The following is a 25,925-nucleotide window of genomic DNA, read 5'->3' as shown; positions in this document are numbered from 1 at the left end:
TGTTTTTATTTCATTCTACTGCTGCCCATACCCTTCAAACTTCTTCGCCAAATTCTCCATCTCATCTTCTGGCAATAGCTTCGGCTCTCCGACGCTTTTCGTTTGATAATAAATTTGCGCACAAAACTCAATTTCTTCCGCAACAGTAAATGCCATTTTTATGTTATTTGCACCTGCAATTAAACCGTGGTTCGCAAGTAAAACAGCACGACGATCAATCATTCCTTCGAAAGCAGCCTCTGCTAATTGCTTCGTACCAAATGTTTCATACGGTGCACAGCGCACATTCGGGCCTGCGAAAGCAATTAAGTACGATACAGCAGGAAGTTCCCATCCTAATGATGCAATCGTCTTCGCATAAGGAGAATGTGTATGCACAAGCGCATTTATATCTTCACGATTTCTATAATAAATAAGGTGCATATCGAGCTCGCTTGATGGTTTTCTCTCTCCTTCTACCACTTCACCATCTAAGTTTAATATAACTACATCTTCAGGTTTTGTTTCATAATACTCTAAACCACTTGGACTCATGGCAACAAGACCTTGCCCGCGATTGAAAATACTAATATTACCGCCTGTCCCCTTTGTTAAACCGCTAGAAATCATTTTCTTTCCATACGCTACAATTTCTTCTCTTTCTTTTTGTAATAACATATACATCCCCCTAAGTATGAAGCTTGTGATGACTGACTTTTTATATTTATCTACTTATTGAAATAGCTTTTTTAAGTTCTCCGTAAACGGTTCTTTTACAATCCCTTTTTCCGTAATAATTGCTGTTACATTTTCGTGTGGCGTGACATCAAATGCTGGATTATATACTTTACTTTCTTTCGGAGCAGAATATTGTCCGAAACGATTAATCACTTCAGAAGCATCTCTTTCCTCGATTGGAATTTCTTTTCCTGTCGGTGTTTTTAAGTCAATTGTCGGCGTTGGTGCCGCTACATAAAACGGAATGTTGTAGTATTTCGCTAAAATAGATACGCCTAATGTTCCAATCTTATTTGCTACATCACCGTTTGCTGCCACACGGTCACACCCAACAATTACCGCATCAATCTTCCCTTGTGACATGACCATAGCGGCCATATTATCCGTAATGACAGTAACATCAATTCCCGCTCGCTGTAGTTCTAATGCTGTTAACGTTGAACCTTGTAATCTTGGACGTGTTTCATCCGAAAAGATTTTTAAGTCCCATCCTTTTTCTTTCGCTAAGTACATTGGAGCTGTCGCAGTACCATACTTAGTCGTCGCTAAAGCACCTGCATTACAATGTGTTAATACTCCCATCCCATCATGGAATAACGTTAATGCATGTTCTCCGATTTGACGGTTAATTTCTTCATCTTCTCTATGAATCTCTTTTGCCTCTTCTAGTAATCTATCTCTCAACTGGACGATTGATAAATGCGCGTTCTCTGTCGCTATCGCTTCCATTCTTTCAAGTGCCCAGAATAAGTTTACTGCTGTCGGTCTTGATGTTGCCAAATATGCACACACCTTTTTGACTTCCTCTATAAATTCTTCCACCGTACTTTGGTTAATTTCCTTAGCGCCTAAATACACACCATAAGCTGCTGAAACACCAATCGCTGGTGCTCCTCGTACTTTCATTACTTGAATGGCATCCCACACACTTTCAGCTGTCTTAAAAGATTCATAGACAACTTCATTCGGTAATAATGTTTGATCTAATAAAACTAAAGCATCTTCTTTCCACTGAATTGGTATTAATTGCTCTTCCATCATTTTCTCCCCTTACTTCGCGTAGTGCATTGATTGTTCTTTTAATGTTTCTACAAAGCTTGTGCCTGTTTTATATTGATTCGCTCGTAAAATAAACTTCTTCGCTACTTGAAGACAAATGCGTTCCGCTCTAGCACGTGCTTCCTCATTCTCGATACAAGTCATATCTTTCACTTTCGCTAGCCCAACAATACGACGAATTAACTCAAGACCCGTCACTGCAGCTGTATCCTCTAATACAGATTGTAAATATACTTCGTTAAAGCCTTCTTCCTTCGCCATAATCTCGGTCACATGAATATTCCAAGCATCTAAAAACTTCTTCTTAAATAGATCAATTACCTCTACCATTGTCGATTGTAGCCAACCCATATACGTATCTTTCTCAGCACCAGGCGGCATCGTTGCATCTGCATTTACCCAAGCAAACATTAAATTCGCCATTACATTCCCAACGTCATATCCCATCGGTCCATAAAAGGCAAACTCAGGGTCAATAACCTTTGTTGAATCATCTTTCACAAAAACAGAACCAGTATGCAAATCACCGTGAATAAGCGCCTGTGCATTCGTCATAAAAGAAAACTTAAGTTTTGCTACTTCCATACGAAGCTCTTTATCACTATAAATATGCTCTCTAATCCATCCTTCATTTAACGGAAACAGCTCATTACGCTTATTATGATTTGTAAATGGCTCAGCGTATACGAGGTCTTCTGTAATCTCACATAATTCAGGATTTATATAATTCTTCACAAGTTCCTTCTTCTCTTTATGGTTCATTACAACATCCGATGTTAATAAGAGTGTATTTACCAAAAAGGTCGTTAAATCATCCGCAAGCTTTGGAAACATTTGATGATTTATAAGTGCTGTCCGTAATATTGTGTGATCCGATAAATCTTCCATTACACAACAATTCATCACACTATCAAACAAATACACCTTCGGAACAAGCCCAGGTGCTAACTCCTCCTCTAATCGTAAAACATCTGATTCTATACGAATACGATTCGTCGACAACTTAAACTCATCTGAAATACGAGCTGTATCCCCAGCTTGCTTTACAATAATAGAAATATTCTTCTGTTCATCCCAAACGCGGAATACATAATTTAAATTACCATCGCCTATTTCTTTACACTGTAACCCCTTTGCATCCTCAAACTTAGATAATTTCTCTTTCACATATACAATCACATCTTTAGCTTCCATTAAAAAATACTTTGTGAACTTAGACATGGTTTCCCCTCCATACTAATTGTAAGCGTTTTCTAAAGGCTATAAAAAATAATAAGGTGAAATTTTTTCATCCTATATTATATGTTCTTCTTTCTTAAAATGTATATCTAGGTTTTATTATATCTTGTTAGCCCCTCGAGTCAATGCTTCTATATCATCTCAAATATACTTCCTAATTATATTTGAGATGACAATAATTGTTCACAAAGATTCCGATACATTTTGTTTTATTTATCACACAATTCTTTGTAAAATAGAAATAAGCAATCCCTTTTCAAATCCACAACTTCTAAGAATTGTTCCCTTCCTAACAATTTATACTTACACCACGTCTCTAACATACGCACTACTCTATTACATACTCATTGAAAATCTATTACATGAAAACCACCTTTTAATTCCCTAACAATCTTAATTGAGAATAAATATTAATTAAATTGATATAAAGTTGTTTTATTCTCTTGACAAAATAACCACTTCTATATGATAATTAATATCGAATTAGAATTATTATAGTTAATTAAAAAATATATTTTATGAGCACACTATTTTTTGATGCTCAAAACCAACATTTAGGAGGAATTTTAATATGTTATTAATCGGCACAGAAGTAAAACCGTTTAAAGCTAATGCTTACCATAATGGAGAATTTATCCAAGTTACTGACGAAAGTTTAAAAGGAAAATGGAGTGTAGTTTGTTTCTACCCAGCTGATTTCACATTCGTTTGCCCAACTGAACTTGAAGACTTACAAAACCAATACGCAGCTCTTAAAGACTTAGGCGTTGAAGTATACTCTGTATCTACAGACACTCACTTCACTCACAAAGCATGGCATGATAGCTCAGAAACTATCGGCAAAATCGAATACATTATGATTGGTGACCCAACTCGCACAATCACTACAAACTTCAACGTTTTAATGGAAGAAGAAGGTCTTGCTGCTCGTGGTACATTCATCATCGATCCAGACGGCGTTATCCAATCTATGGAAATCAATGCTGACGGTATCGGCCGTGACGCAAGCATTCTTGTTAACAAAATTAAAGCAGCTCAATACGTACGTAACAACCCAGGTGAAGTTTGCCCAGCTAAATGGCAAGAGGGTTCTGCAACACTTAAACCAAGCCTTGACCTTGTAGGCAAAATCTAAGGAGTTCGATCAAAATGATACTAGATGCAGATATAAAAACACAACTATCCCAATACCTTCAGTTAATGGAGAACGATATTTTACTTAAAGTAAGCGCTGGAGACGACGACGTATCTAAAGATATGTTAGCTCTAGTAGACGAATTAGCTACTATGTCATCTAAGATTACAGTAGAAAAAGTTGAATTAGAGAGAACACCAAGCTTTAGCGTAAATCGCCCTGGTGAAGACACTGGTGTTGTATTCGCTGGTATTCCATTAGGACACGAATTTACTTCATTAGTGTTAGCTTTACTACAAGTAAGTGGACGCGCTCCAAAAGTTGAACAAAAATTAATCGATCAAATTAAAAACATCCAAGGCGAATATCATTTTGAATCTTATATCAGCCTAAGTTGTCATAACTGTCCTGATGTTGTACAAGCTCTTAACGTAATGAGCGTTCTAAACTCTGGTATTACACATACTATGATTGATGGCGCTGCATTCAAAGAGGAAGTAGAAAGCAAAGACATCATGGCAGTACCAACAGTTTTCCTAAACGGCGAATCTTTCGGAAGCGGTCGTATGACACTTGAAGAAATTTTAGCTAAAATGGGTAACGGTCCAGATGCATCAGAGCTTTCTGATAAAGATCCATACGATGTTCTTGTTGTTGGTGGCGGCCCTGCTGGTGCAAGTGCAGCGATTTATGCAGCACGTAAAGGCATCCGCACTGGTATCGTTGCTGAGCGCTTCGGTGGTCAAGTAATGGATACTATGGGTATTGAGAACTTCATCAGCGTAAAACGCACTGAAGGTCCTAAGCTAGTAGCAAGTCTTGAAGAGCACGTAAAAGAATACGACATCGATGTAATGAATCTACAACGTGCAAAACGTTTAGAGAAAAAAGAACTTATTGAAGTGGAACTTGAAAACGGCGCTATTCTGAAAAGTAAGAGCGTAATCGTTTCTACAGGTGCTCGCTGGCGTAACGTTGGCGTACCAGGTGAAGCTGAGTTCAAAAATAAAGGTGTAGCATACTGCCCACACTGTGACGGTCCATTATTCATTGGAAAAGACGTAGCAGTTATCGGTGGAGGTAACTCTGGTATTGAAGCAGCTATCGACTTAGCGGGTATTGTTAAGCACGTAACTGTTCTTGAATTCATGCCAGAATTAAAAGCTGATGCTGTATTACAAGAGCGTCTTAACAGCTTACCAAACGTAACTGTTCTGAAAAACGTTCAAACGAAAGAAATCACTGGTACTGATAAAGTAAACGGTATTTCTTACATCGATCGTGAAACTGAAGAAGTTCATCACGTTGAATTACAAGGTGTATTCGTACAAATCGGTCTTGTTCCAAATACAGACTGGTTAGGCGAAACAGTTGAACGCGCTCGCGGTGAAATCGTAACAGACAAGCACGGCGCTACAAACGTACCAGGAGTGTTTGCTGCAGGTGACTGTACAAATAATCCGTACAAACAAATCATCATCTCTATGGGTTCAGGTGCAAACGCAGCTTTAGGTGCATTTGATTACTTAATCCGTAACTAATAAAAAAGACGCGCTACCAATAGGTAGCGCGTCTTTTTTATTACATTGTATCCAAATGGTCGTCAAATTCCTTCCAGCATATTAAATCATATGGTGGTTCTATATCTAATACTACATTTACATCTTCTGCTACTACTTGTATTCTTTTTTCTGGGTTATCTCTTTTTCCTGAAGGATAAATAGCAAGCTTAATTATTTCCTGCTCTCCATCTTCATAAATCCTTTTCTTTAAGTCTAATTGGTCAATTTGTTCTTTTGAAGGAATCTCTTTCCCTTCCCAATCACATATTTCAAATAGAGGATATCGATCCCCATACCATTCTTCAATAATCTCGATGACTTTCAGAATAATATACTTCCCCGATACTAATTGGTAACTAACAGCATCACCTGCTTTTAAAGAAGTATTTGCTATAAATCTCTTCGGTACTTTTTTAGCTTGTGGCTGCGGAGAGTGTAACTGTTCCCTAAGTTTATTTAAGACTACTGCACGTTTTCTCTGCAATTTAGGTTCATACTTCCACCGGGCTAAATCTTTACCACCCTCTATTATTTGCAATGCCTCCTGTTTAACATTCTCTTGAAGCCTCCCTAACTTCCATTGTATGTAAGCAAATGCTAACCAAAAAACCAGTATTTCTTCATCATCTAGTTCAGTCTGATATTTCTCAATTACAATCCTACTTGCTTCTTCATTTGAATATTCATTTCCTAACAAATCCTTATAAATTAACTGAATATCTTTAGCAATATCATCTGACAATATCGCTACTCCCCAAGCCCCCATACATTAACACTCCAATCTATACACTAAAAACCTCTCATTCCCATTCTTCTCATAAGCCCCTGGCAACCTTACTTCTCTCTTCAATTCAAACGCAGTCTGGTTCTCTAAGAAGAAAATATAATCCTCAGAAGGATAGTATAAAATAATGTCCACTTCTCTCTCCACTTCTTCTACCGAAAGTAAAATGTTATTTACTACATTCATAAACACTTGTACAGAAAATGGATTAAAGAAATAAAACCGATTATCACGTGGATCAATTTCATATTCCTGCGCTAAACAACATTCAAAACCAATTTTATCTTTACCGTTTCTTACCTTTCTTGCATAGCGCTCTAGATTATCCATTGCTTCTTTATAAAACTCTTCATTCATTTCAATCCCAACCGCTGATGCACCACACTTATGGTGCATGTAAAAGTTTAATCGTCCTTTTCCGCATCCAAAGTCTACAACCTGGTCGCTACTTCTTATTTCATATTGATTCAATAACTCATCTAATCCGCTATATGGCGTCGGTTCATAACGGTGATAATGCATAGATTTATTAAAGCCTTTTTGCTCACCGACAGTTTTTATATGTAATACAGCATCGTAATATTGTTCGTTCATTTTTATTCTCCTATTAGAAAATGGTACTTATTATTATACACTATGTACTGGAGACTCATTTTGCATCAAGTTTATTGGTACGTGAAATTATATAAACGATTTTTTCAATATATCAACTTACCGACAAATTCCTACAAAAAAACAGGAGCTCTCTAGCCCCTGTCCTCTAATACTTTCAATACAGTGTGTTTCAATATTTCTACTCCATCCATAATACAACTATGATCGAACTTCATATATGGATGGTGTAATCCAGGTTGTAGGTTGGCACCTAGTCCAAGCATGACAGCTTTTAAATGTGGTCTCTTCACTGTGTAGTAATGGAAATCATCGCTTCCTGTCGTATACAGTGGTCCAGTGCATCCCTCTTCTCCGTAAACTTCAAGAATGCCTTTTCGCATAAAACGCTCAGCTTCTTCCGACACTTCAGCTCCTGGTGCGAGATCAATCCACTCATAAGATACTTTAGATCCCATTGATTCCGCTGATAGAATTACTCGCTCTATTTTTTGCTTCAATTCATTTAGTAATATGTTATTTTCTGCTCTTACATCTAAACTAAAATGCCCGTTACCTGGAATGATATTTAAATTATCTCCACCAGCTTGGCACCTTGTCATCTTTACTGAATATGAACTTTGCGGTGGTAGCCATATATTTTTCAAACCGATATTGATCATAGAAATGACATCAATTGCATTTATCCCTTGATGCGGGCGTGCCCCGTGTGCATCATCTCCATGAATTGTTCCTTCTAAAAATCTTGCTGCTCCGTGACGAATAGATGGGGCAGCTTGTTTCAAAGGCAATTCTTCAATTGGTCTTAAATGAACACCAAATAAGAAGTCAGCATCATCCACAGCACCTTTCTCTACCATCTTTAAAGAACCATTTCCTTTTTCCTCTGCCGGCTGAAAAATAAATCTAACCGTTCCACTGTCCCATCTCATATTTTTCAATTGTAAAATAAGCCCCATCACAATTGTCATATGAGCATCGTGACCACATGAATGATTCGCTTTAAACTCTCCGTCCACTTCTTGCCATAGTGCATCCATATCGGCACGAATTGCAACAACTGGATTTCCGCTTCCGATTTCCGCAATCACGCCTGGACAATCATCAAATATTTTATATGAAATTCCTTCTTCTTTTAAAAAGTTAGTAATATACGCTGTCGTTTCATACTCTTTCCAACTCACTTCAGGGTTTTCATGTAAATGCTGAAAAATTTCAGTTAAACGCTCTTGTAGTTCTAATGTTTTCAAAGCCACATTCTCCTTCCCAAATTCTAAAACCATTCAGGTTAATAATACTTATGAAAAACAGATGTTTTTATGAACATATTGAATTTTAAGAAAAAAGTCAATTGTTTATTTTTAAATGCGATCGACAACTTATTTTCACTCACTTTATAACGATAGAACATTCCTTATTTTCTGTTTTTTTTTATTGACGCTTATATCATTTTTTAGTTATTATAACTTAATAACGTCTATTTTGCGACAATTCTAAAAATACAAACATACATAATGAGGAGGCAGTTTATGAAAAAAGAAATACCTTTTGGCGTAGCAATGATCCCTATTATCATTACAGTTGCAGTTATGATGGTTACAATTGTTGTATTAAAACAAAGCCCTCACGTCCCACTTATTATCGGTACAACCGTTGCTTCTATCGTCGCTTGGCGTTACGGTTACAAATGGCACGACATTGAAGAAGCAATGTATAAAGGAATTCGCCTCGCATTACCCGCTATCGTTATCATTATTCTAGTAGGTTTAACGATTGGTGCTTGGATTGGCGGCGGAATCGTCGCAACAATGATTTATTACGGTTTAAATCTTTTAACTCCATCACTATTTTTAGTTTCAATTACAATTATTTGTTCTATTGTTGCATTAGCTATCGGTAGCTCTTGGTCTACAATGGGAACAATTGGTGTTGCAGGAATGGGAATTGGCCTAAGTATGGGAATCCCAGCTCCAATGGTTGCCGGTGCTATCATTTCTGGTTCTTATTTCGGCGACAAAATGTCACCGCTTTCAGACACAACAAACTTAGCCGCAGGGTTAACAAATACAGATTTATTCACACATATTCGTCATATGTTATTTACTACAATTCCAGGTTTAATTATTACTCTTATCATTTATGCATTCTTAGGAAGAAACTTTGGCGCTAACAATATTGATGCAAAAGGTATCGATCAAACGTTACAAGTATTGCAACAAAACTTTGTTATCTCCCCTTTCCTACTAATCATACCTGTAGTTGTTATGGTATTAGTCGCTAAAAAAGTTCCTGCTATACCAGCCATTCTCGTAGGTATTATTTTAGGATTTTTATCACAAGTCTTTATTCAAGGTGGTTCTGTCTCGGCATCTGTCGGTGCACTCCAAAATGGATTTGTTATAGACACTGGCAACAAACTAGTAGACGAACTCTTTAACCGCGGTGGCTTAGATTCGATGATGAATACCGTTTCTATGACAATTGTCGCTATGACTTTCGGAGGAGTACTAGAACATACTGGTATTCTTCGCTCAATTGTAAATCAAATTTTAAAATTAGCGACATCAGCAAAAGGGCTTATCGCTTCTACTATCGCATCTTGCTTTGCAACCAATCTTACTTGCTCTGAACAATATATTTCGATTGTTGTTCCTTCAAGAATGTACGCAAATGCATACACAGAAAAAGGACTACATTCTAAAAATTTATCCAGAGCATTAGAAGATGGCGGAACATTAACTTCTGTGTTCGTACCTTGGAATACATGTGGTGTATTTATACTCGCAACACTTGGGGTTGGCGCATTCGAATACGCTCCTTATGCTATATTGAATTTCATCGTACCTATTATTTCGATTATTTACGGCATAACTGGTCTCACAATTACGAAACTATCAGACATTGAAAAAGCGGAACTACTAAAAAAACAAAAGACTCAACTAGAAGCTTAAAGATACCGGTAATTTCATTTCATATATTGCGCGAGGGCGCCCTTGTTGATAGGGCATTTCCTCGCCGCAAATATGAGCATATCCATAATCGACTAGTTTCTTTAATAACCTTTCTGTTGATCGGCGAGTCACTTGTAAGTATTCAGAAAGATCTGCTGCGGTAAACTTCAATGACGGATGTGATTGACTAAATTGAATAATTTTTGATAAGTTTGCTGGACTAAGTTTCGTTTCTTTCGCTATTTTCATTAGTTCTGGGTTTTCATTCTTCAAACTTTGGACTCTCTCTTCTTTCGGGAACGGACCAAATAGTTCTTTATCACTTGTTAGTATATAAAAACAGTGGTCTATTGGATTGTTCTTCGCAAAATCTTGAGCGATTTTAGCATTTTGCTCTGCTTCTTTTACAGTTTTTCCGTAACCAAACCCAATAGCTACCGTTCCTTCTATACTCGCAAATAAATTATTTATCATATTCGTTTTTATAATCGATTCAATATCACCACGAGTCGTATACAAAATGAATGTCATTTCATCAACTTTTTTAAATGAACCATGTAGTGCTTTTGAAATAGCATCTAATTGCTCAAGCAAACCTTCTCGTAATTCTAAAGAAGAAATCATACAAGCACCAACAGTAGCTGAATGGCTTTTTGCTAACTCAGCTTTTATTTTCGCATCTTTTAACCCATTTATAATGGATTGCTTCGGATCTATCATACGCTCTGAAGGAATACCTATTTTTTGAAGTTCATCATAGACAGCGTGAATACTAGTTAAAGCTAAATGAGCTTCTCCAGATTGATATTTAGCTACATGAAAATCAATAACTCTATTTATTTCATCTTTACTCCACAGCATATTTTCATAATCAAACACTTGTGGACTTTCTTTTATGCCTATATCATGGAACACATTTGTAATAAATGAGCGATCTACTAAATCAATTGAAATTTTATGTGGTCGAATTCCTTGGTGATACATGACAGAAAGAATGGAAGATGCGACAGTTGTCTCGTCTTGCTGTAAGTACGTACTTGGAATTCGTAATTGTTCTCTTATTTCTTTTGCCATATAATAAGGTAAAGCACCTGAGAAAAAGATGAAATCACAAGGCTTTAAACGCTTTAAAAGTTCAGAAGATTCCGCCGGATGAAGATAAATATATGGATCAATCTCTATTTCTTCTAGTTTATGAGCGACAGGTAAAAGTGTCTCCATAAACTCTTTTGAACCGACAACTGCAATTTTTATCATCATTTCTCTAACTCCTTATCATTAATTAACGACTATTTAACGTCAACTATATCAAATGTACAAAACTATTGTAAACAGGAAGGGGTCTCTACCCAATGAAAATTACAGCTATTCACCTTTACGCAATTCGTTTACCGCTTCGCGATCCGTTTGTTATTAGTTATGGTTCTTACTCTGATATGCCTTCTATTATCGTCAAAATGGAAACAGATGAAGGCATTATCGGCTACGGTGAGGGCGTTGCTGATGATCACGTTACAGGCGAATCATGGGAAAGTACTTTCCATACTTTAAAACATACACTTGCTCCTACGCTCATTGGGAAAAATCCAATGAATATCGAGAAAATACACGATATGATGGATAATACAATTTACGGTGTTCCTACTGCAAAAGCCGCAATAGATATTGCTTGTTTTGATATAATGGGCAAAAAACTAAATCAACCTGTATATCAATTAATTGGTGGACGCTACCATGAAGAATTTCCTGTCACTCACGTCTTAAGTATCGCCGAACCTGAAGCCATGGCTGAAGAAGCTGCCTCTATGATTCAGAAAGGTTACGAATCATTCAAAATGAAAGTCGGTACAAATGTAAAAGAGGATGTAAAAAGAATTGAAGCGGTACGTGAACGTGTAGGAAATGATATTGCGATTCGTGTTGATGTAAACCAAGGGTGGAAAAATAGCGCCAACACATTAACAGCACTTCGTTCATTAGGTCATGTAAACATCGACTGGATTGAACAGCCTGTTATCGCAGACGATATTGACGCAATGGCTCACATTCGTTCTAAAACAGACCTTCCGCTTATGATTGATGAAGGATTAAAAGGTTCTCGTGAAATGCGCCAAATCATTAAATTAGACGCGGCTGATAAAGTAAATATAAAACTAATGAAATGCGGTGGCATATATCCCGCTGTAAAACTCGCTCACCAAGCAGAAATGGCCGGCATTGAATGCCAAGTTGGATCCATGGTCGAATCATCCGTTGCCTCTTCTGCAGGATTCCATGTCGCTTTCTCAAAAAAAATCATTACGAGCGTTGAACTTACAGGTCCATTAAAGTTCACGAAAGACATCGGAAACTTACACTATGACGTACCATTTATTCGCTTAAACGAAAAGCCAGGACTCGGCATTGAAATGAACGAAGATACATTACAAGAACTAACCGTCTTTCAAGACGTTGTACGCTAAAGGAGGACTAACGCATGACAGTTCTATACAAAGGATCATTAAAACAAAATAACGATTCATTTCACGTTACATTACTATCACTAGAGCACATCAATCAAATCTTATCACTACAAAACGTTGTAGTTGAAGCGCTAGAGGATAAAAGTCGCTTACAACCACTCTCGTTAGAAGAATTTCAATACATTCTAGAAGGAAACGGCATGATGATCGGTGCTTTTATCGAAAACGAACTTATCGCATTTCGTGCCCTACTCGTCCCTCCTATCGACGATGAACATTTAGGATTTGATATTGGCATACCAGAAAGCGAACTACATCGCGTCATCTATCAAGAAATCTCAAATGTTCATCCGAACTGCCGAGGAAATGGGATGCAAAAAATATTAGCGACAGTTATTATGAACGAATTACAAAAAGAAGATAGCAAATACGACTATGTTTGCTGCACCGTTGCCCCTTTTAACATTCCGAGTTTGAAGGATAAGTTCGCGCAAGGAATGGAGATTGCTGCATTGAAAGAGAAATATGGCGGGAGTATGCGATATGTTTTTGTGAAGGAATTGCGTGGGGATAAGGAGAACGATTGGGTTGATATTAAAACGGTTCCGATGAGTGATTTTGATGGACAAAAAAAGTTGCTTGCTGAAGGCTATCAAGGCCATAAGATGGAAAAATACAATGAAACATATTCTGTTCAATTTGCAAAATAATAATATACATTTTATTTTGTAGAAACCAAGAGGGATGAAACCTTAACAATAGTTAGGTTTCATCCCTCTTAAAAAGATATATTTTAACTTACATTTAAATTAGTTAAAAAAGTACTTAGTTCATTTTCTGATTGAAATTTAAACGTATATCCATAATGTATAAGGCTTTTCCCTTTGTTCTTTCTCTTAGGGAATTGTCTTAACGCTGTATTATGGTATTTACCACTACTTCTATTCATTAAACTATCATTATTTTCTACAGTTTTAGGATTTAACACAATGCTAATTTCGACATTATGTAACAAGTATACCACTTCTTTATTTTTGCTATTCTCAAATTCTATAGCCTTGCTAGTTTCTCTTATGAACGTATAATTATTTTCAGCAAAAGTTACTTTTAGCCCCTTCATTTCATACTCTCCCCTACTTCATTTTATATACTTGTGGTATCAATAGAAGTATCTGTCTAGCCCTTCTCTGTCACCTCTTTAAAATAATAATTACTTCACTACTAAACCGTCATCTTCCAACTAGATAACGCTAACCAATTCTCCATTTCCTTATAATCAGGCATTATTTTCCCGACAAGACGCCAAAAAGAGCGATCATGATTTAAATGAACCATATGACACATTTCATGAACAACTACGTAATCAATTACTCGCTGTGGTGCCATCGCTAGTTTCCAATTGAATGTTAGCTGTAAATTTGAATCACAAGTGCCCCATGTGCGGCTACTATCTGTAATACGAATAGAACGCGGTTTTGTTTTGAAGTTACTTTGATGCTCTTTAATACTCTTCTCTACTAATGACTTACACTGCTTATAGTAAAATCGTTTTAAAGCCTGCTGGATTTTCTCATCCTTAAGCTCTTCCACATAAATATGTAGCTTATCTCCTTCAAATACTGCACTGTCTTGCGTAATACTTGCATCTTGAGAAATCTGTATCGGATACGTATTTCCTAAATATAGAAAGCCCTCTCCTTGATCATAATCCTTTTCCTGCGGTCCAAGCGCTCGCTCTTGCATTTCCTTACGTGTTTTCTGAATCCAATCCCATTTCTCCTCTAGCAACTGGACTAGGTATTCAACAGGTGTTCCCTTTGGAGCCTGCACTTCCACATTTCCGTACGAATCTACAAAAAGACGCACCGACTTTTTCTTTTTATAAGTTATATGAAAATTAATTGTCTCACCTAAATATGTATGTACCATTTCATCACCTAACGTATTATTTTACATATAAAAAAGAGTAGGATACGAACGTCCTACTCTACCTATTATATCATTTGCTGCTTTAACATTTTATTGGAAGCATAAAAAAAAGAAAAGAGACTCTTTATACACTCCTAAATAAGAAACATGGCGTAAAAAAAGTGATTTATCCCTATTTGAATTCGCATTCAATGAAAATCCAAGTAGGGCAATATCGACAGGTAAATTGTATTTCAGAATATCGCACGGCAAGCTATCCATCTCCTACTGTTTTTGTTCATCAAAATGCGGCATATTGTCCCAGTATCGCCATCGTTGATTTTCACTTTTCCTGTCTATATATCATCAAATTATTATTATATAATACTGTTACAATGATTTTAGGAGGATCTATTTTAATGAATGTACTTAGCCAAGATATCGATAGAATAAAGGACCACCTGTTACAACAAGGTTATAATCAAAAGGAATTAAATCGAGAAGTTCAATCATTAAATTCAGTTACAAATGACGGATTGTCTACACTATCACAAAACGTCCAAAATATGGACCAAATTTTTTTTTACATCTCTTCTGATTTACAGTCTATTGAGTCTGCTACAAAGGAATTGATTGATGAAATCTATAGTTTTAATTTAGATTTACAAGAAGAATTAGGTTCAATGAACGCATCTTTAAAGGAAATACAGTACGCTCTTCAAAATCCTAACCAAACAGGGGCGGAGGAACATATTTTTATAGCTAACAGATTGATAGAATTAGATGAAAAATCCTCTGCTTTAGAGGAATACGAAAAGGCTATACAGTTAAATCCTATAAGTTTTCCTGCTTACTATGGTGCTACGTTATTATATTTTGACAGGTCACTATATAAAGAGACCTTAGTATACGCTGAAAAATCGTTAAAAAGAGCACCAGATGAAGTAATTAATGATACTGATTATAAACTGAATTTGTATAGACTAATGGCAACAACTTATCACCAATTGGGGAATAACAGCCAATCTTACTTATGTATTAACAGTGCCTTTAACAGATTTTCAAAATTAAAAGAGCAAGATTCATTAGAATCCTTTGAATTATGGATCTTAGAAGGAGAAATTTGCTACGAGCAAGCTCGTTACGCTTCCCTATCAGGAGAGAATAGCTTTGCTGCTTCTAAATTAAAAGCAGCTATGAGTTTTAGTCGCCAATATTATGAAAAGGCTTTAGTAGACTATGCTTTTATTCCTATGAAAGAAGAAGTTAATGAAATCTTAAAAGAATTTCGCATTAAAGAACAAGAACGAATTGCTGCTGATGAAGCTAATAGAGAAAGAATGAAAAAAGAAGCTATTGAGGATAATAAATTAGTAATCGAACAATATCAGATAGCACTTACAAAAATCGCCAATACCATTCAGACATTTCCGAAATCTATAGAACACGAATTCATTGCGTTTGCTAATGAATTGTGGACTTATGAAAAAAAGGAGGAAATTCTTAACGAGTATATTTACATTTTTTTAAATTATATCAAGGGGTACTCAGAGGGAAAAAGTTCCTATATCCTTAAGCAATTAGAGGAACTAAGTAAAGAAAAAGATTCTAACGAAGTCTCTTTTTATCAAGAAAAAATTAAAGCCTTGGAGTCCCTTTACAAAGATTTCATCGCCATGAGTACCAACTATAACAATTGGGTATATGAGGATTGTACTTACTCTACATCAGGATATCTTCTTTTCCAAAAACTAAAACCTTCCATTTATAGGGGTTTTTATAAAAAGGTTCCTAATTATATGGACATGCTACATTTTTATACAGTAAAGGATTATGATCAAAGTGATCATCGTCTCTTATCGGAAATATTCAAAGCTGAAATTAAGATGTTAAAAAATCAACTTAAGGTTACCTTTGGATTTGCTAAATCTTTTGAGTTGAAGAACAAAATAAGAAAACTGGAAAAAGTTTTAAAGATTATAATAGAAGCAGAAAAGGATTATGTTTCTTTTACATCTAACGTAAGGGAAACAGAAAAGGATTATGTTTCTTTTACATCTAAAGCAGACGAGTTAAGAAAGGGTCTTTCATCCTTCTTAAGTGTAAGGATTGCGAGGGCAATCCATACATGTATAGAATCAAACTCTATAAAATAGGTAACACTACAGCATTTTGTAAGGAAGTCTATATCTAATACTGGATTGTTAACACTAAACTATAAAATTTTTAAAATTATTCTAGTTTAGTGTTACACTTCACGTATGACTTATAGATTTTAACCCCTTTAAATTCCTTAGTTTCTTCCTTACCTGCTTCTTATATTCCACTGCTATTATACAGCAAAATCCGACCCACTAATCTAATATTCAAAGCTTAACCTTTACAAGATACCTTCTCCTACATTTCCTTACGTGTTTTCTGAGCCCAATCCCATTTCTCCTCTAACCTATTCGTTTATGATTATTTTTACATATAAAAAAGAATAGGACACGAACGCCCTACTCTACCTATTATATCATTTACCGCTTTAGCACACTCATTACCCTCTATACTTTACACCTAATCCCTTAATGAAATTCCTTGCGTATCTATCGCCGCACTCTTTGTAATTTTTATGGCCTTTTTTTCTTAATAGGGCTCCTAGTTCTCCCTTTGTTACCGTAACGCCTACGCTATCTAATATATCAAGTACATCTTCACTCGTTAAAGATAGTGCAATTTTCATTTTCTTTAGAAGAAGGTTATTCGCACTCTCTTTGCTTTGTACAGGTGCCGGTTGTCCTGGTTTCGGATCTTGCTTCCCTCTTTTTAAAGTAATAAATCCATTGAAAAATGCCTCTAACATCATCATATCGCATGTTAATACGTACTCATCTTCAGCTACCTCATCATTTTCAGCTTCATGCTGAGGCGCTCTCTTTATCTTTGTAAGCATATCAACTACGTCTTCTTTCGTTACTTCCATACCACCAAGTTTAAAGATTTCTACCATATCTATATCTCTTATATCTAAAGCGTACCTTACTCTTTTTAATATATCGTTGTTGCTCATTGCCATTGTTTTTCCTCCTGAAGTGTTGATTATAGTAATGCTTTTAGCATGTGTAAATGAATGTCGTCAAGTTACTACTTTAACATTTTAAAGGTAGGTTTTGTAGTCTTAGCTGGATTAATGCTTTTCGAGTCACCCTTACCTATATTATTTTTTTATAACAATACACAGATATTAATTAGTATAATAGAGTAACAGCATTTTAAGGGCTTTCAGTTGAGTGGAGAATTTCCAGCTTATATTTTCGGCGGAAGGGCAAGTAATTTGTAAACTCTTTCTATGTTACGGATAAAAAAGCATACTTTATTTTTAAGATTGGAGTTTGTTACTCATGTTAGAAAAAGGTTTAGACCGAGTAAAAAAAGTAGAATTAATGGACAAACACCTTGATTCTTATCAAGGAAAAATAACCAGTACCGAGATTTGCAACATTGTAATGTCTATTTTCAAATTTGATTTAACAACTAAACCTGTCCTATCAAAAGAGTGGATAATAGCAGGTGCGATTTCCTCAACTGAGAACATTGCTAAAATGGCCATAGATTCTACTCTTGCTCATTACGGGGAAAAAGTGACAGGAATAGAGATTCGCCAACTTATCAATCAAATTTTTGGTATTAACTTAGATGCGATATCCTCTTTAGAGGGAGCAAGAATTTCTTTATTCTCTAAAGACCAGTGGGTTGTTCAGGATAAGCAAGACTTATTTGTTGTTCATACCGGATCAGGAGATGTCGATGTGAAAATTTTTCCTACCGACTATTTCACTGAACAAACTGGATTAGAGGAATTGCCAAAGGCACTACAGCAATCTTTAACAAACTTTGGATTCTCTTGCGATGAAGGATCCAGTTATTACTATTACTCAAATCCATCTGGAGAAGCAATTCCAGATGCCCATAAAGGGCAGATCATCGGAATGATCCTTAAGGAAATTCACAATTCATATCCATCTTTATAAAAAAAAACATATAGGGATTCCCTATATGTTTTTTTTATGGTGAATAAAATACACTTATTTTCCAAAAGACGATAAAAATTTAACTCTATCTCCCATAGGAGGAGTATTATTATCGACTAAAGCTACCTCTAGTACTGCTGGCCCATTTGAATTCATTAAGCCGTCTATAACATCTTGATTGATATCTTCTAGTTCAGTGATTCTGTAACTTGGTATATTCATAGCCGCGGCCATTGCACTAATATGAATTGATTCCTGTTCAAAGGATGGATGAGTTCTACGGAACTGTAACGAATGACCGTGATATACCATCCCTAAACGGGCATTATTCATCACAACAAATAAAATTGGTAAATTATATTCCTTTGCCGTCAATATTTCCATTCCATGCATGAAGAAGCAGCCATCACCTGTAACACATACAACAGGGCGTCCCGGTTCAGCTAGTTTTGAACCAATCGCTGAACCAATCCCGCTTCCCATTGCGCCGAAATGCACATTAATATTATAAGTATCAATATCTACTACCTTCATGTGGTGGATGACATACGCCATAAATTCACCAATATCAATAGAATATCTAGTAGTTGACGGTAAACATTTTTGAAGCGTCAGGAGAACATTTTTCGTATTATATTCCTCCGTATTCTCTTCCACTTTCTTCTTTTCAGCGGTAAGCTCAGTGCTTTCCTTTTGCAAACCTAAAGCTTTTAATTCTTCTATTAACAATAATAAACTTAAATTTATATCGCCTAGTACTGGAATATCCACTGTGTACTTCCGATTAAAGACAGATTGGTCAAAATCCATTTGAACAGAGAAGCGATCTTTTATCAAGTTTCCATTATAGTTATTTGTCGCAGTTTCTCCCAAGCTGGAGCCTACAATCAATAATGCTTCTCCATCCCCCTCATTAATCAACGTGGAAGCAGCCTCATGACCAGCAAATCCAAACACTCCGACTAAAAGCGGATGTTCTTCAGGGATATATCCCTTTGCTTGTGGAGTTGTTATAATCGGCCAATTCAGCAGTTCTGCCAACTCTATTAATGATTCAACAGAATTTCTTATTCCCTGTCCTGCAAAAATATAACCCTTATCCCTTTTTACTAGTTCTCTAGCTGTTTCTTTTATTGTGCCTAGATCAGGAACAATAGGAAGTCTTTTAGGAAGTGGCGGCATTTCAACACTTCCTATATTTTCGTGTTGAATATCAATCGGGATCGCAACATGGACGGGTCCTGGTACTCCGGATAGAGCAATTTCGATAGCTAGTGCAACTTCTTTAAGTACATCCTTTACATCATTAACCGTAACGCTATATTTTGTAACAGACCTGAAGACTGGTTCTACATCTAATTCTTGTGATGCATTCAAGCCTACGGTATTCATGGGTACAGCACCTGTAATGAATAAAACGGGTAAATGCTCTCGCATAGCATTGGCAGCGCCTGTTACAAGATTTGTAGCACCTGGTCCGCTACAACCAATACATACACTTAGCCGATTTGTATATTTAGCATAAGCGGCAGCCATATAGGATGCGGCACCTTCATGCTTTGCTACAATTGGTGTTAATTCAGGAATATCATACAACTCATCGAAAAACGCATTTACAGAACCGGCTGGAATACCAAATATATGTTGAACTTCATTAGCTATTAAATATTCTAATACATTTCGAGCTGCTCTCATGTTTATTCCCCATTCATTTAAAATTGATTTCTCTATTAAAAAGTTTTTCTATGTCTTCAGCCGTTATAGGACGACTGAAAAAATACCCTTGCATCAAATAACAATTTCGTGCATATAAAAATTCGACCTGCTCTTTTGTCTCAACACCTTCAGCAATAACGTCAAGATTCAAATTTTTAGCCAGCGTAATAATAGTATTCGTAATGGCTGCATCATCTTTTGTCATATCACGCACAAAAGACTTATCAATTTTCAATGTTGAAATAGGTAAGCTTTTTAAATACCCTAAAGATGAATAACCAGTGCCAAAATCATCAATAGCGAGGTTTATCCCTAGACCTTTTAATTTCTTCATTGTTTTTAAAGTCGATTCTGTATTTTTAACAATTAAATTTTCCGTGAGTTCTAGTTGTATATACTTCGGTGATAGCTCTACTTTCTCTAAAACGTTTTTTATGACAGCAAATAAATCACTTTGTTCAAATTGACGTGCAGATAAATTCACCGACATACTAATTAATGGAAATCCTTGATCGTGCCATTTCTTTAATTGCTTGCAGGCCTCTTCCAGAACCCATTCACCTATCGGAACTATTAATCCGGTTTCTTCAGCTATTGGGATAAATTGATCAGGCGATATCATCCCATGTTCTCGATGGTTCCACCTAATTAAAGCCTCTACTCCCTCAATCTTATTCGTTTTACCATTTATTTGAGGTTGGTAATAGATTTCCAGTTCATCTTGTTCCAAAGCCTTATACAAATCATTTTCTAGCTTGACGCTTTCAAAAGTTCTGGTATCCATCCCTTCACTGAAGAAATGATAGCTACTTCCTGATATTTCTTTAGATTTGTACATAGCTGTGTCTGCATTTTTAATTAAGATTTCAGTCGTATCACCGTTATCAGGAAATATACTAATACCAATACTTGTTTTCATATAGATTTCATTGTCTACTAACTGAAAAGGCCTTGAAAAAGAATCAATGACACGATTTACTACCTTTAACACTTCTTTTTCACTTTTGATATTAGGTAAATAAATGGTAAATTCATCCCCGCCCTGCCTCGATACCGTAGCACTTTTGGAGACGCAAGCACTTAATCGGTTTGCAACTTCTCGTAGCAATAGATCACCGAAGCTATGTCCAAGTGTGTCATTCACAAATTTAAACCTGTCTAAATCCAAATACAGAACTGCTAATTTTTCAGCATTTAATTGAGCATATGTCAGCCCTTGGGTTAGCCTGTCCTTTAATAGAACTCTGTTAGGTAAATCTGTTAAACTATCAAAATAAGCATGATATTTTATTTCTTCCTCCATTTGTTTCCTTTGGGTTACATCTTTAAAGGTAATAACTTCTCCGACAATCTCGGTCCCTTCTTTTATAGAGGAAATAACATACTCCACTGGAAATCTGGATTGATCTTTTCTAAAAAATTGCTCGGTTTTATCGTACAGACTCCAATTCTCATCACAACCTGAGGCCACCTGCTTTTTCTTTCCTGTTTCAATTCCGTTGAAAACCATACTAGATGGTTTTCCTATTAATTCATTTTTCATATCATAGCCTAACATGGAGGCACCGGCTGGATTACAAAAGGTTATATTCCCTTCAAGGTCTAAACCAAAAATCCCTTCCCCGGCAGAATTGAGAATCAATTCTTTCTCACGGCTAAGCTGCTGCAATTCCGTTATTACTCGTTCCAGTTCCTTATTTTTCACGGTAATTTCTGAGGTTCTCTCTTCGATAATGACTTCCTGTTTTTCCATATATAAAAGGTTTGATAGCGTGGAGGTAGTTGCATCGACAATAGATTGTGACAGCTGTATTTGTGCTTCAGAATAATTGAAATTACTATCACCTAGATTGACTACAGATATTTGCCCTAATACCTCTCCCATTGAAACCAGTGGCAGCATCAAAAGTCCCTTCATGTCAAAATTACGACAAACATCATGGTTTGGCCGTGAATCTGTATAAACATCTGGAATCCAGATTGGTTTTTTTGTCTTAATAACCTCTTGCGTGACTCTATCATTGCTTTGATCAAATTGTATCTTATCGTGTGTCTTCATCCAGTCTTCTTCTGTCCACTCGGAATCCTTACTTAATTTCACTGGTCTAATTCTTTTCTCCGCTAAAGGCTCTAGTAAATGAACTCCGATATTATAATTACCTAAAACCTTTCCCAAATAAGAAAAACAAGTGTCAAGACTCTCCTGCATGGAGGAACACATAGATAGATCCCGTGTCACATCAAGCAAGAGCTGCTTTTCAGCAATAAGGTTTACCTTATGAGTTAAATTGTTCGCATTTTGAATGGCAACAGCCGCCATATTCACATATGCCTCAACTGTTTGAATTTCTGACTCTGTTAAATTCATAGGAATTCCGTAATCAAATAAAAAAACTAGACCAAATAACTCTTCTTCAAAAGAGATAGGAAGTACGAATAAAGATTTAATTCGAAACCCTTCCACTGCTCTCGGATCCGGCCTACTATCCTTTGATGTATCAGGTATATAGATGGCTTTTTTTGTTTCAATTACTTCTTTCGCCAGCAGATCAATATCTGTATCAATGACATGCATATCCAGTGTCCATCCATTAATAACTTCCGGTTTTCCTACATACCCCCTAAACGTCCCATCTTCCTGCGGTAAATATATACCAACAGAATCGCATTGAACAATTTCTTCAGAAATTGCTATTGTGACTTGCTCTAAAACTTCACGTAAATCCAGCTTTGTATTAATCATTTTAGTTATATTCGCAAGTCGAGAATACCTCGTTTGTTCCTTCAACATAAAAACGAACTCCATTTCATTGAAAATATCTATTTATATTCAAACTTAAATTCTTATTTAAAACCAATCAATACTATCAGTTTACTATTCAATCATTACTAATTCGACAAAATATTTCATATTTCTCACTATTATAATGTTTTTTATAGATTTAATATAGGAATTGTTTGCATAATCATTTAATATTTTTATTACTTAGTTGCGAGATACATACGTTGTCATTACTAAAGTTCATACAGCCACAAACATTCATTTACTTATGGTACAAATCAGCTTACCTAAAATAAAACAAATACCACTCCATTCAGGTAACAATGTACACATTTTAATACATTAAAACAAAAAAACAGATGGGAACCCCTACTCATCTGAGTCAAGATTCCCATCTGCCTATTCAAAATATCTCTACACGCCAGTCACAAGTTCCACATACACAGAGTATACGCAGAAATACAAAAGTGCTGGTTGGTTCAATACTTTTATAAAACTGTTTTCTTTCCATTGCAATCGACAACAGAAGTCAAAACTAAATAAATAGAATCCATTTCCCTCTACTTCAGGGAGTTACACCGTTTCACTATCTTCTACCACATTCACACTCGCCTCAAACTTATCAAGTAATGCGCGTACTTCATCAGTTGATTTTGTGCTCATCAATTGATTTCTTAGTTCAGCAGCTCCTGGGAAGCCTTTTACATAAATTTTGAAGAAGCGATGTAGTCCTGTGATAGAACGTGGTAATACTTCTGCATATTGATCTTGAAGATCAAGTTGTAGTCTTAAAAGATCTAGATGTTCTTTACTGCTATGCTCTCTTGGTTCTTTTTCGAAAGCAAATGGATTTTTAAAGATACCTCGTCCGATCATAACACCATCAATACCGTATTTTTCAGCAAGTTCCAGTCCGATTTTACGGTCAGGAATGTCTCCGTTAATACCTATATTTTGAAGAAAATTATGATTGGTTTCTAATCCATTTTTAACATTTTCACTGCCACTTCAGCACTAGAAATTTAAATATCCCCTCATAAATCCTATCTTAGCATTAATTGGATACTCTAGAATATTACTTCCTCAATCCGACTCATCTTATTTATATATTACTGACATGAATCAAAATTTTCATTTTGATACTTTCAAATTCCCCACCTAATTTTTCACTAAAATTGCCATGTAAGCCATTGTTGTTAAGTCATTTTCCTTCAGTAAAGTGAATATTTTTTTTAAATACACCGTGTTATGTTCAACAGTTTTAGCAAAAGATTGCATAAGCTTAATTACTAAATCATTCGTTAATCCTTTATGGAAACCTGCCATACCGATTAAATGGAGTTTTATCATTGAATAGTGAATGATTAACATAACATAATCATTGAAAAGCGTTTTCTGTCCGAGCGGGAACAAATTTTTAAATACATAATTGACTAAGTAGTTTTCTAAAATGTACTCATGTTCTGTCATAAATGGTTCATAAAATTGTTCATACGCCTTTTTATAGTGCTCTGTAACTTCTTCAATAGATGCTTCTTCTCTATATTGAATACCTTCTAACATCTCTTTTAAACAATCAATGTATCGTTGGCTTGTAATTGATTGGCTAACACGATACTCCACTAATTCTTTACATAGTTTCATTTGCAACGCTAGCTGGGTAGGTATTTTGTCAATTTGTTCTTTCATTCCTTGATTAGACATCCCTTTAGTAAACTGAGAAATGGTATCCGGAATTCCATGAACATCACCTTGATCAATTTGGTTTTGTATCTTTTGATAGAACATTCCTAACATAATTAGACGCTCCGCTAAAGTATAAGATCGATCTTGTATAACTTGAATAGAAAAAATACGTAATTCCCAAAAATATTTTTGTTGCATATTTTTTCCTTTCAAGTCATGTGTTCTTAAATTTTTCCCAATCAATTCACGATTACTGATTGGCTCCTCTATCTCATCAAATTCAATTCCATTGGGATTCAACAACGCTAAACGTGCGACTTCAGGACATGAAATAGTCGCTGATTTCTCAATCACACCGTTAATACTATTAATAGAACGCGGGTAGAACGTACAAGTATTACATAAGTAATCTTCTCCTAAATTTAATTGTACCTTACAAAGATTCTCTTCGGATAAGAAAGAACATCTTCCTTCTTTATCCATTTTAATTTTAGCGTAAGAACTAGTAGTAGGGTTTGAGCGTTCTCTTGTTACTTTCTTTTTAAAAAGTGGTTTTAATTCCAAATCACGTGATTTTTGGTATTTTTTATAAGTATCTTCATCAACATTGACTCTCCATCCAATACAACAAGAATCTTCACACTTTGATCCTATACAAGAAAACTGTTTCATGTATTGTGGAACGAGTAGCGTTCGAGTTTTTGTACTATTTTCCATGGTAATGATCTCCTTAATTAATATTACATAGTTAACATAGACGTCTTTATTAAAGCCACCTATGTTAACTATGTAACAGACAAAGTTTTTTATATCTGCGAAATCAAACGCAATCCAACTCAATTGTATATTAAGAAATAATGATTTTCAATAAAGTAATTTTTCTGTATCAGCTACAGACAATGATACAAAGAATATTATAATTACTTTACGGCCAGTATCCACCAAGATATCAACTAGTACCTATTCTTCAACTCATAACAAATCTAAGCTCAAGAATTGAGAACACCATTCTGTCTTTTTATACGCCTTCAGAAGATCAAATAAAAAATTTCAATTCAGTTCATTAGCTATATTCAAATACAGACAGATAAAAAATCCAAACTCCTCCTTCAGGATTTGGATTTTTTATGTGTCCGCTTATTCAAACCACCTCTACACATCAGCCACTCACTCAACATATACAGAGTATACGTGGAAGCATAAAAGTGTTGATTAGTTCAATACTTCTATAAAACTGTTTTCTTTCCATTGCAATCGACAACAGAAGTCAAAACTAAATAAATAGAATCCATTTCCCTC

Annotated in this window: 20 protein-coding genes and 1 pseudogene; 7 read left to right on the top strand and 14 right to left on the bottom strand. The window is 35.7% G+C overall.

What is annotated here, in order from left to right:
• Positions 1-15: 15 nt before the first annotated feature.
• From FS742_RS23690 to mtnK, 3 genes are read right to left on the bottom strand one after another with little or no spacing between them, the layout of a single operon-like run.
• Positions 16-657, bottom strand: a complete 642-nt coding sequence (locus tag FS742_RS23690) for an L-fuculose-phosphate aldolase (RefSeq protein WP_144615483.1) — start codon at positions 655-657, stop codon at positions 16-18.
• 54 nt (positions 658-711) lie between these two features.
• On the bottom strand, positions 712-1,755 hold the full coding sequence (gene mtnA, locus FS742_RS23685; protein ID WP_144615481.1) for an S-methyl-5-thioribose-1-phosphate isomerase: 1,044 nt from the start codon (positions 1,753-1,755) through the stop codon (positions 712-714).
• Positions 1,756-1,767: 12 nt separating this feature from the next.
• Complete coding sequence (gene mtnK / locus FS742_RS23680) at positions 1,768-2,997, bottom strand: S-methyl-5-thioribose kinase (protein ID WP_144615479.1); 1,230 nt, start codon at positions 2,995-2,997, stop codon at positions 1,768-1,770.
• A gap of 589 nt (positions 2,998-3,586) precedes the next feature.
• On the opposite strand from mtnK, the gene ahpC reads away from it, so the two are divergent.
• Together ahpC and ahpF are read left to right on the top strand one after the other, a co-directional pair.
• Positions 3,587-4,150, top strand: a complete 564-nt coding sequence (gene ahpC, locus FS742_RS23675; RefSeq protein ID WP_000924417.1) for an alkyl hydroperoxide reductase subunit C — start codon at positions 3,587-3,589, stop codon at positions 4,148-4,150.
• Positions 4,151-4,164: 14 nt separating this feature from the next.
• On the top strand, positions 4,165-5,691 hold the full coding sequence (ahpF, locus tag FS742_RS23670) for an alkyl hydroperoxide reductase subunit F (protein WP_000599491.1): 1,527 nt from the start codon (positions 4,165-4,167) through the stop codon (positions 5,689-5,691).
• Between the two features lie 40 nt (positions 5,692-5,731).
• Here the strand turns inward: ahpF and FS742_RS23665 are convergent, their stop codons facing one another.
• The 3 genes from FS742_RS23665 to FS742_RS23655 all read right to left on the bottom strand — a co-directional run bounded on the left by FS742_RS23665 (position 5,732) and on the right by FS742_RS23655 (position 8,358).
• Positions 5,732-6,478: a hypothetical protein gene (locus FS742_RS23665; protein ID WP_144615477.1), complete on the bottom strand. Its 747-nt coding sequence runs from the start codon at positions 6,476-6,478 to the stop codon at positions 5,732-5,734.
• Between the two features lie 3 nt (positions 6,479-6,481).
• Positions 6,482-7,090: an SAM-dependent methyltransferase gene (locus FS742_RS23660; RefSeq protein ID WP_144615475.1), complete on the bottom strand. Its 609-nt coding sequence runs from the start codon at positions 7,088-7,090 to the stop codon at positions 6,482-6,484.
• A gap of 152 nt (positions 7,091-7,242) precedes the next feature.
• Positions 7,243-8,358: a M20 peptidase aminoacylase family protein gene (locus FS742_RS23655; RefSeq protein ID WP_144615473.1), complete on the bottom strand. Its 1,116-nt coding sequence runs from the start codon at positions 8,356-8,358 to the stop codon at positions 7,243-7,245.
• Positions 8,359-8,637: 279 nt separating this feature from the next.
• Between FS742_RS23655 and nhaC the strand changes: the two genes are divergently transcribed.
• Positions 8,638-10,059 carry a Na+/H+ antiporter NhaC gene (nhaC, locus tag FS742_RS23650; RefSeq protein ID WP_144615471.1) on the top strand — a complete coding sequence of 474 codons (1,422 nt, stop codon included), beginning with the start codon at positions 8,638-8,640 and terminating at the stop codon, positions 10,057-10,059.
• On the opposite strand, the gene FS742_RS23645 is transcribed toward nhaC, so the two are convergent.
• Positions 10,048-11,319, bottom strand: coding sequence for a transcriptional regulator (locus tag FS742_RS23645; RefSeq protein WP_144615469.1), 1,272 nt, complete (start codon positions 11,317-11,319; stop codon positions 10,048-10,050). The genes nhaC and FS742_RS23645 overlap by 12 nt on opposite strands.
• A gap of 92 nt (positions 11,320-11,411) precedes the next feature.
• Here FS742_RS23645 and FS742_RS23640 point away from each other — a divergent pair, with 92 nt between their 5' ends.
• A complete protein-coding gene (locus FS742_RS23640) occupies positions 11,412-12,521 on the top strand; it encodes a mandelate racemase/muconate lactonizing enzyme family protein (protein ID WP_144615467.1) in 1,110 nt (369 codons plus the stop codon).
• 14 nt (positions 12,522-12,535) lie between these two features.
• A complete protein-coding gene (locus FS742_RS23635) occupies positions 12,536-13,231 on the top strand; it encodes a GNAT family N-acetyltransferase (protein ID WP_144615465.1) in 696 nt (231 codons plus the stop codon).
• Positions 13,232-13,314: 83 nt separating this feature from the next.
• Here the strand turns inward: FS742_RS23635 and FS742_RS23630 are convergent, their stop codons facing one another.
• Together FS742_RS23630 and FS742_RS23625 are read right to left on the bottom strand one after the other, a co-directional pair.
• On the bottom strand, positions 13,315-13,641 hold the full coding sequence (locus FS742_RS23630) for a hypothetical protein (protein ID WP_144615464.1): 327 nt from the start codon (positions 13,639-13,641) through the stop codon (positions 13,315-13,317).
• 101 nt (positions 13,642-13,742) lie between these two features.
• Entirely contained in the window at positions 13,743-14,450 is a 708-nt protein-coding gene (locus tag FS742_RS23625) for a M48 family metallopeptidase (RefSeq protein WP_144615462.1), read from the bottom strand.
• A gap of 398 nt (positions 14,451-14,848) precedes the next feature.
• Between FS742_RS23625 and FS742_RS23620 the strand changes: the two genes are divergently transcribed.
• On the top strand, positions 14,849-16,585 hold the full coding sequence (locus FS742_RS23620; protein ID WP_144615460.1) for a tetratricopeptide repeat protein: 1,737 nt from the start codon (positions 14,849-14,851) through the stop codon (positions 16,583-16,585).
• Positions 16,586-16,968: 383 nt separating this feature from the next.
• Here the strand turns inward: FS742_RS23620 and FS742_RS23615 are convergent, their stop codons facing one another.
• On the bottom strand, positions 16,969-17,487 hold the full coding sequence (locus FS742_RS23615) for a YehS family protein (RefSeq protein ID WP_144615458.1): 519 nt from the start codon (positions 17,485-17,487) through the stop codon (positions 16,969-16,971).
• Between the two features lie 325 nt (positions 17,488-17,812).
• Here FS742_RS23615 and FS742_RS23610 point away from each other — a divergent pair, with 325 nt between their 5' ends.
• A complete protein-coding gene (locus tag FS742_RS23610) occupies positions 17,813-18,442 on the top strand; it encodes a hypothetical protein (protein ID WP_144615659.1) in 630 nt (209 codons plus the stop codon).
• 54 nt (positions 18,443-18,496) lie between these two features.
• Here FS742_RS23610 and FS742_RS23605 read toward each other — a convergent pair whose 3' ends face one another.
• The 4 genes and pseudogenes from FS742_RS23605 to fliB all read right to left on the bottom strand — a co-directional run bounded on the left by FS742_RS23605 (position 18,497) and on the right by fliB (position 25,343).
• Positions 18,497-20,137: a thiamine pyrophosphate-binding protein gene (locus tag FS742_RS23605; RefSeq protein WP_144615456.1), complete on the bottom strand. Its 1,641-nt coding sequence runs from the start codon at positions 20,135-20,137 to the stop codon at positions 18,497-18,499.
• A 13-nt stretch (positions 20,138-20,150) separates the two neighbouring features.
• Entirely contained in the window at positions 20,151-22,949 is a 2,799-nt protein-coding gene (locus tag FS742_RS23600; RefSeq protein WP_144615454.1) for an EAL domain-containing protein, read from the bottom strand.
• Positions 22,950-23,513: 564 nt separating this feature from the next.
• Positions 23,514-23,885: pseudogene (locus tag FS742_RS23595) on the bottom strand (tRNA-dihydrouridine synthase); the annotation flags it as partial.
• Positions 23,886-24,098: 213 nt separating this feature from the next.
• Positions 24,099-25,343, bottom strand: a complete 1,245-nt coding sequence (gene fliB / locus FS742_RS23590) for a flagellin lysine-N-methylase (RefSeq protein ID WP_144615452.1) — start codon at positions 25,341-25,343, stop codon at positions 24,099-24,101.
• Positions 25,344-25,925 lie beyond the last annotated feature (582 nt).

Origin of the sequence: Bacillus cereus (genome assembly GCF_007678085.1) — a bacterium.
Lineage (GTDB): Bacteria > Bacillota > Bacilli > Bacillales > Bacillaceae_G > Bacillus_A > Bacillus_A cereus_BE.
This window is presented reverse-complemented; position numbering and strand designations above follow the sequence as displayed.

Coding starts and splice junctions, on each gene's coding strand:
- FS742_RS23645 (WP_144615469.1), bottom strand. CDS start 11,319: ATGATGATAAAAATTGCAGTTGTCGGTTCAAAAGAGTTTATGGAGACA.
- FS742_RS23610 (WP_144615659.1), top strand. CDS start 17,813: ATGTTAGAAAAAGGTTTAGACCGAGTAAAAAAAGTAGAATTAATGGAC.
- FS742_RS23660 (WP_144615475.1), bottom strand. CDS start 7,090: ATGAACGAACAATATTACGATGCTGTATTACATATAAAAACTGTCGGT.
- FS742_RS23615 (WP_144615458.1), bottom strand. CDS start 17,487: ATGGCAATGAGCAACAACGATATATTAAAAAGAGTAAGGTACGCTTTA.
- nhaC (WP_144615471.1), top strand. CDS start 8,638: ATGAAAAAAGAAATACCTTTTGGCGTAGCAATGATCCCTATTATCATT.
- FS742_RS23690 (WP_144615483.1), bottom strand. CDS start 657: ATGTTATTACAAAAAGAAAGAGAAGAAATTGTAGCGTATGGAAAGAAA.
- FS742_RS23630 (WP_144615464.1), bottom strand. CDS start 13,641: ATGAAGGGGCTAAAAGTAACTTTTGCTGAAAATAATTATACGTTCATA.
- mtnK (WP_144615479.1), bottom strand. CDS start 2,997: ATGTCTAAGTTCACAAAGTATTTTTTAATGGAAGCTAAAGATGTGATT.
- FS742_RS23620 (WP_144615460.1), top strand. CDS start 14,849: ATGAATGTACTTAGCCAAGATATCGATAGAATAAAGGACCACCTGTTA.
- ahpF (WP_000599491.1), top strand. CDS start 4,165: ATGATACTAGATGCAGATATAAAAACACAACTATCCCAATACCTTCAG.
- FS742_RS23625 (WP_144615462.1), bottom strand. CDS start 14,450: ATGGTACATACATATTTAGGTGAGACAATTAATTTTCATATAACTTAT.
- FS742_RS23635 (WP_144615465.1), top strand. CDS start 12,536: ATGACAGTTCTATACAAAGGATCATTAAAACAAAATAACGATTCATTT.
- FS742_RS23600 (WP_144615454.1), bottom strand. CDS start 22,949: ATGTTGAAGGAACAAACGAGGTATTCTCGACTTGCGAATATAACTAAA.
- fliB (WP_144615452.1), bottom strand. CDS start 25,343: ATGGAAAATAGTACAAAAACTCGAACGCTACTCGTTCCACAATACATG.
- mtnA (WP_144615481.1), bottom strand. CDS start 1,755: ATGGAAGAGCAATTAATACCAATTCAGTGGAAAGAAGATGCTTTAGTT.
- FS742_RS23640 (WP_144615467.1), top strand. CDS start 11,412: ATGAAAATTACAGCTATTCACCTTTACGCAATTCGTTTACCGCTTCGC.
- FS742_RS23665 (WP_144615477.1), bottom strand. CDS start 6,478: ATGGGGGCTTGGGGAGTAGCGATATTGTCAGATGATATTGCTAAAGAT.
- ahpC (WP_000924417.1), top strand. CDS start 3,587: ATGTTATTAATCGGCACAGAAGTAAAACCGTTTAAAGCTAATGCTTAC.
- FS742_RS23605 (WP_144615456.1), bottom strand. CDS start 20,137: ATGAGAGCAGCTCGAAATGTATTAGAATATTTAATAGCTAATGAAGTT.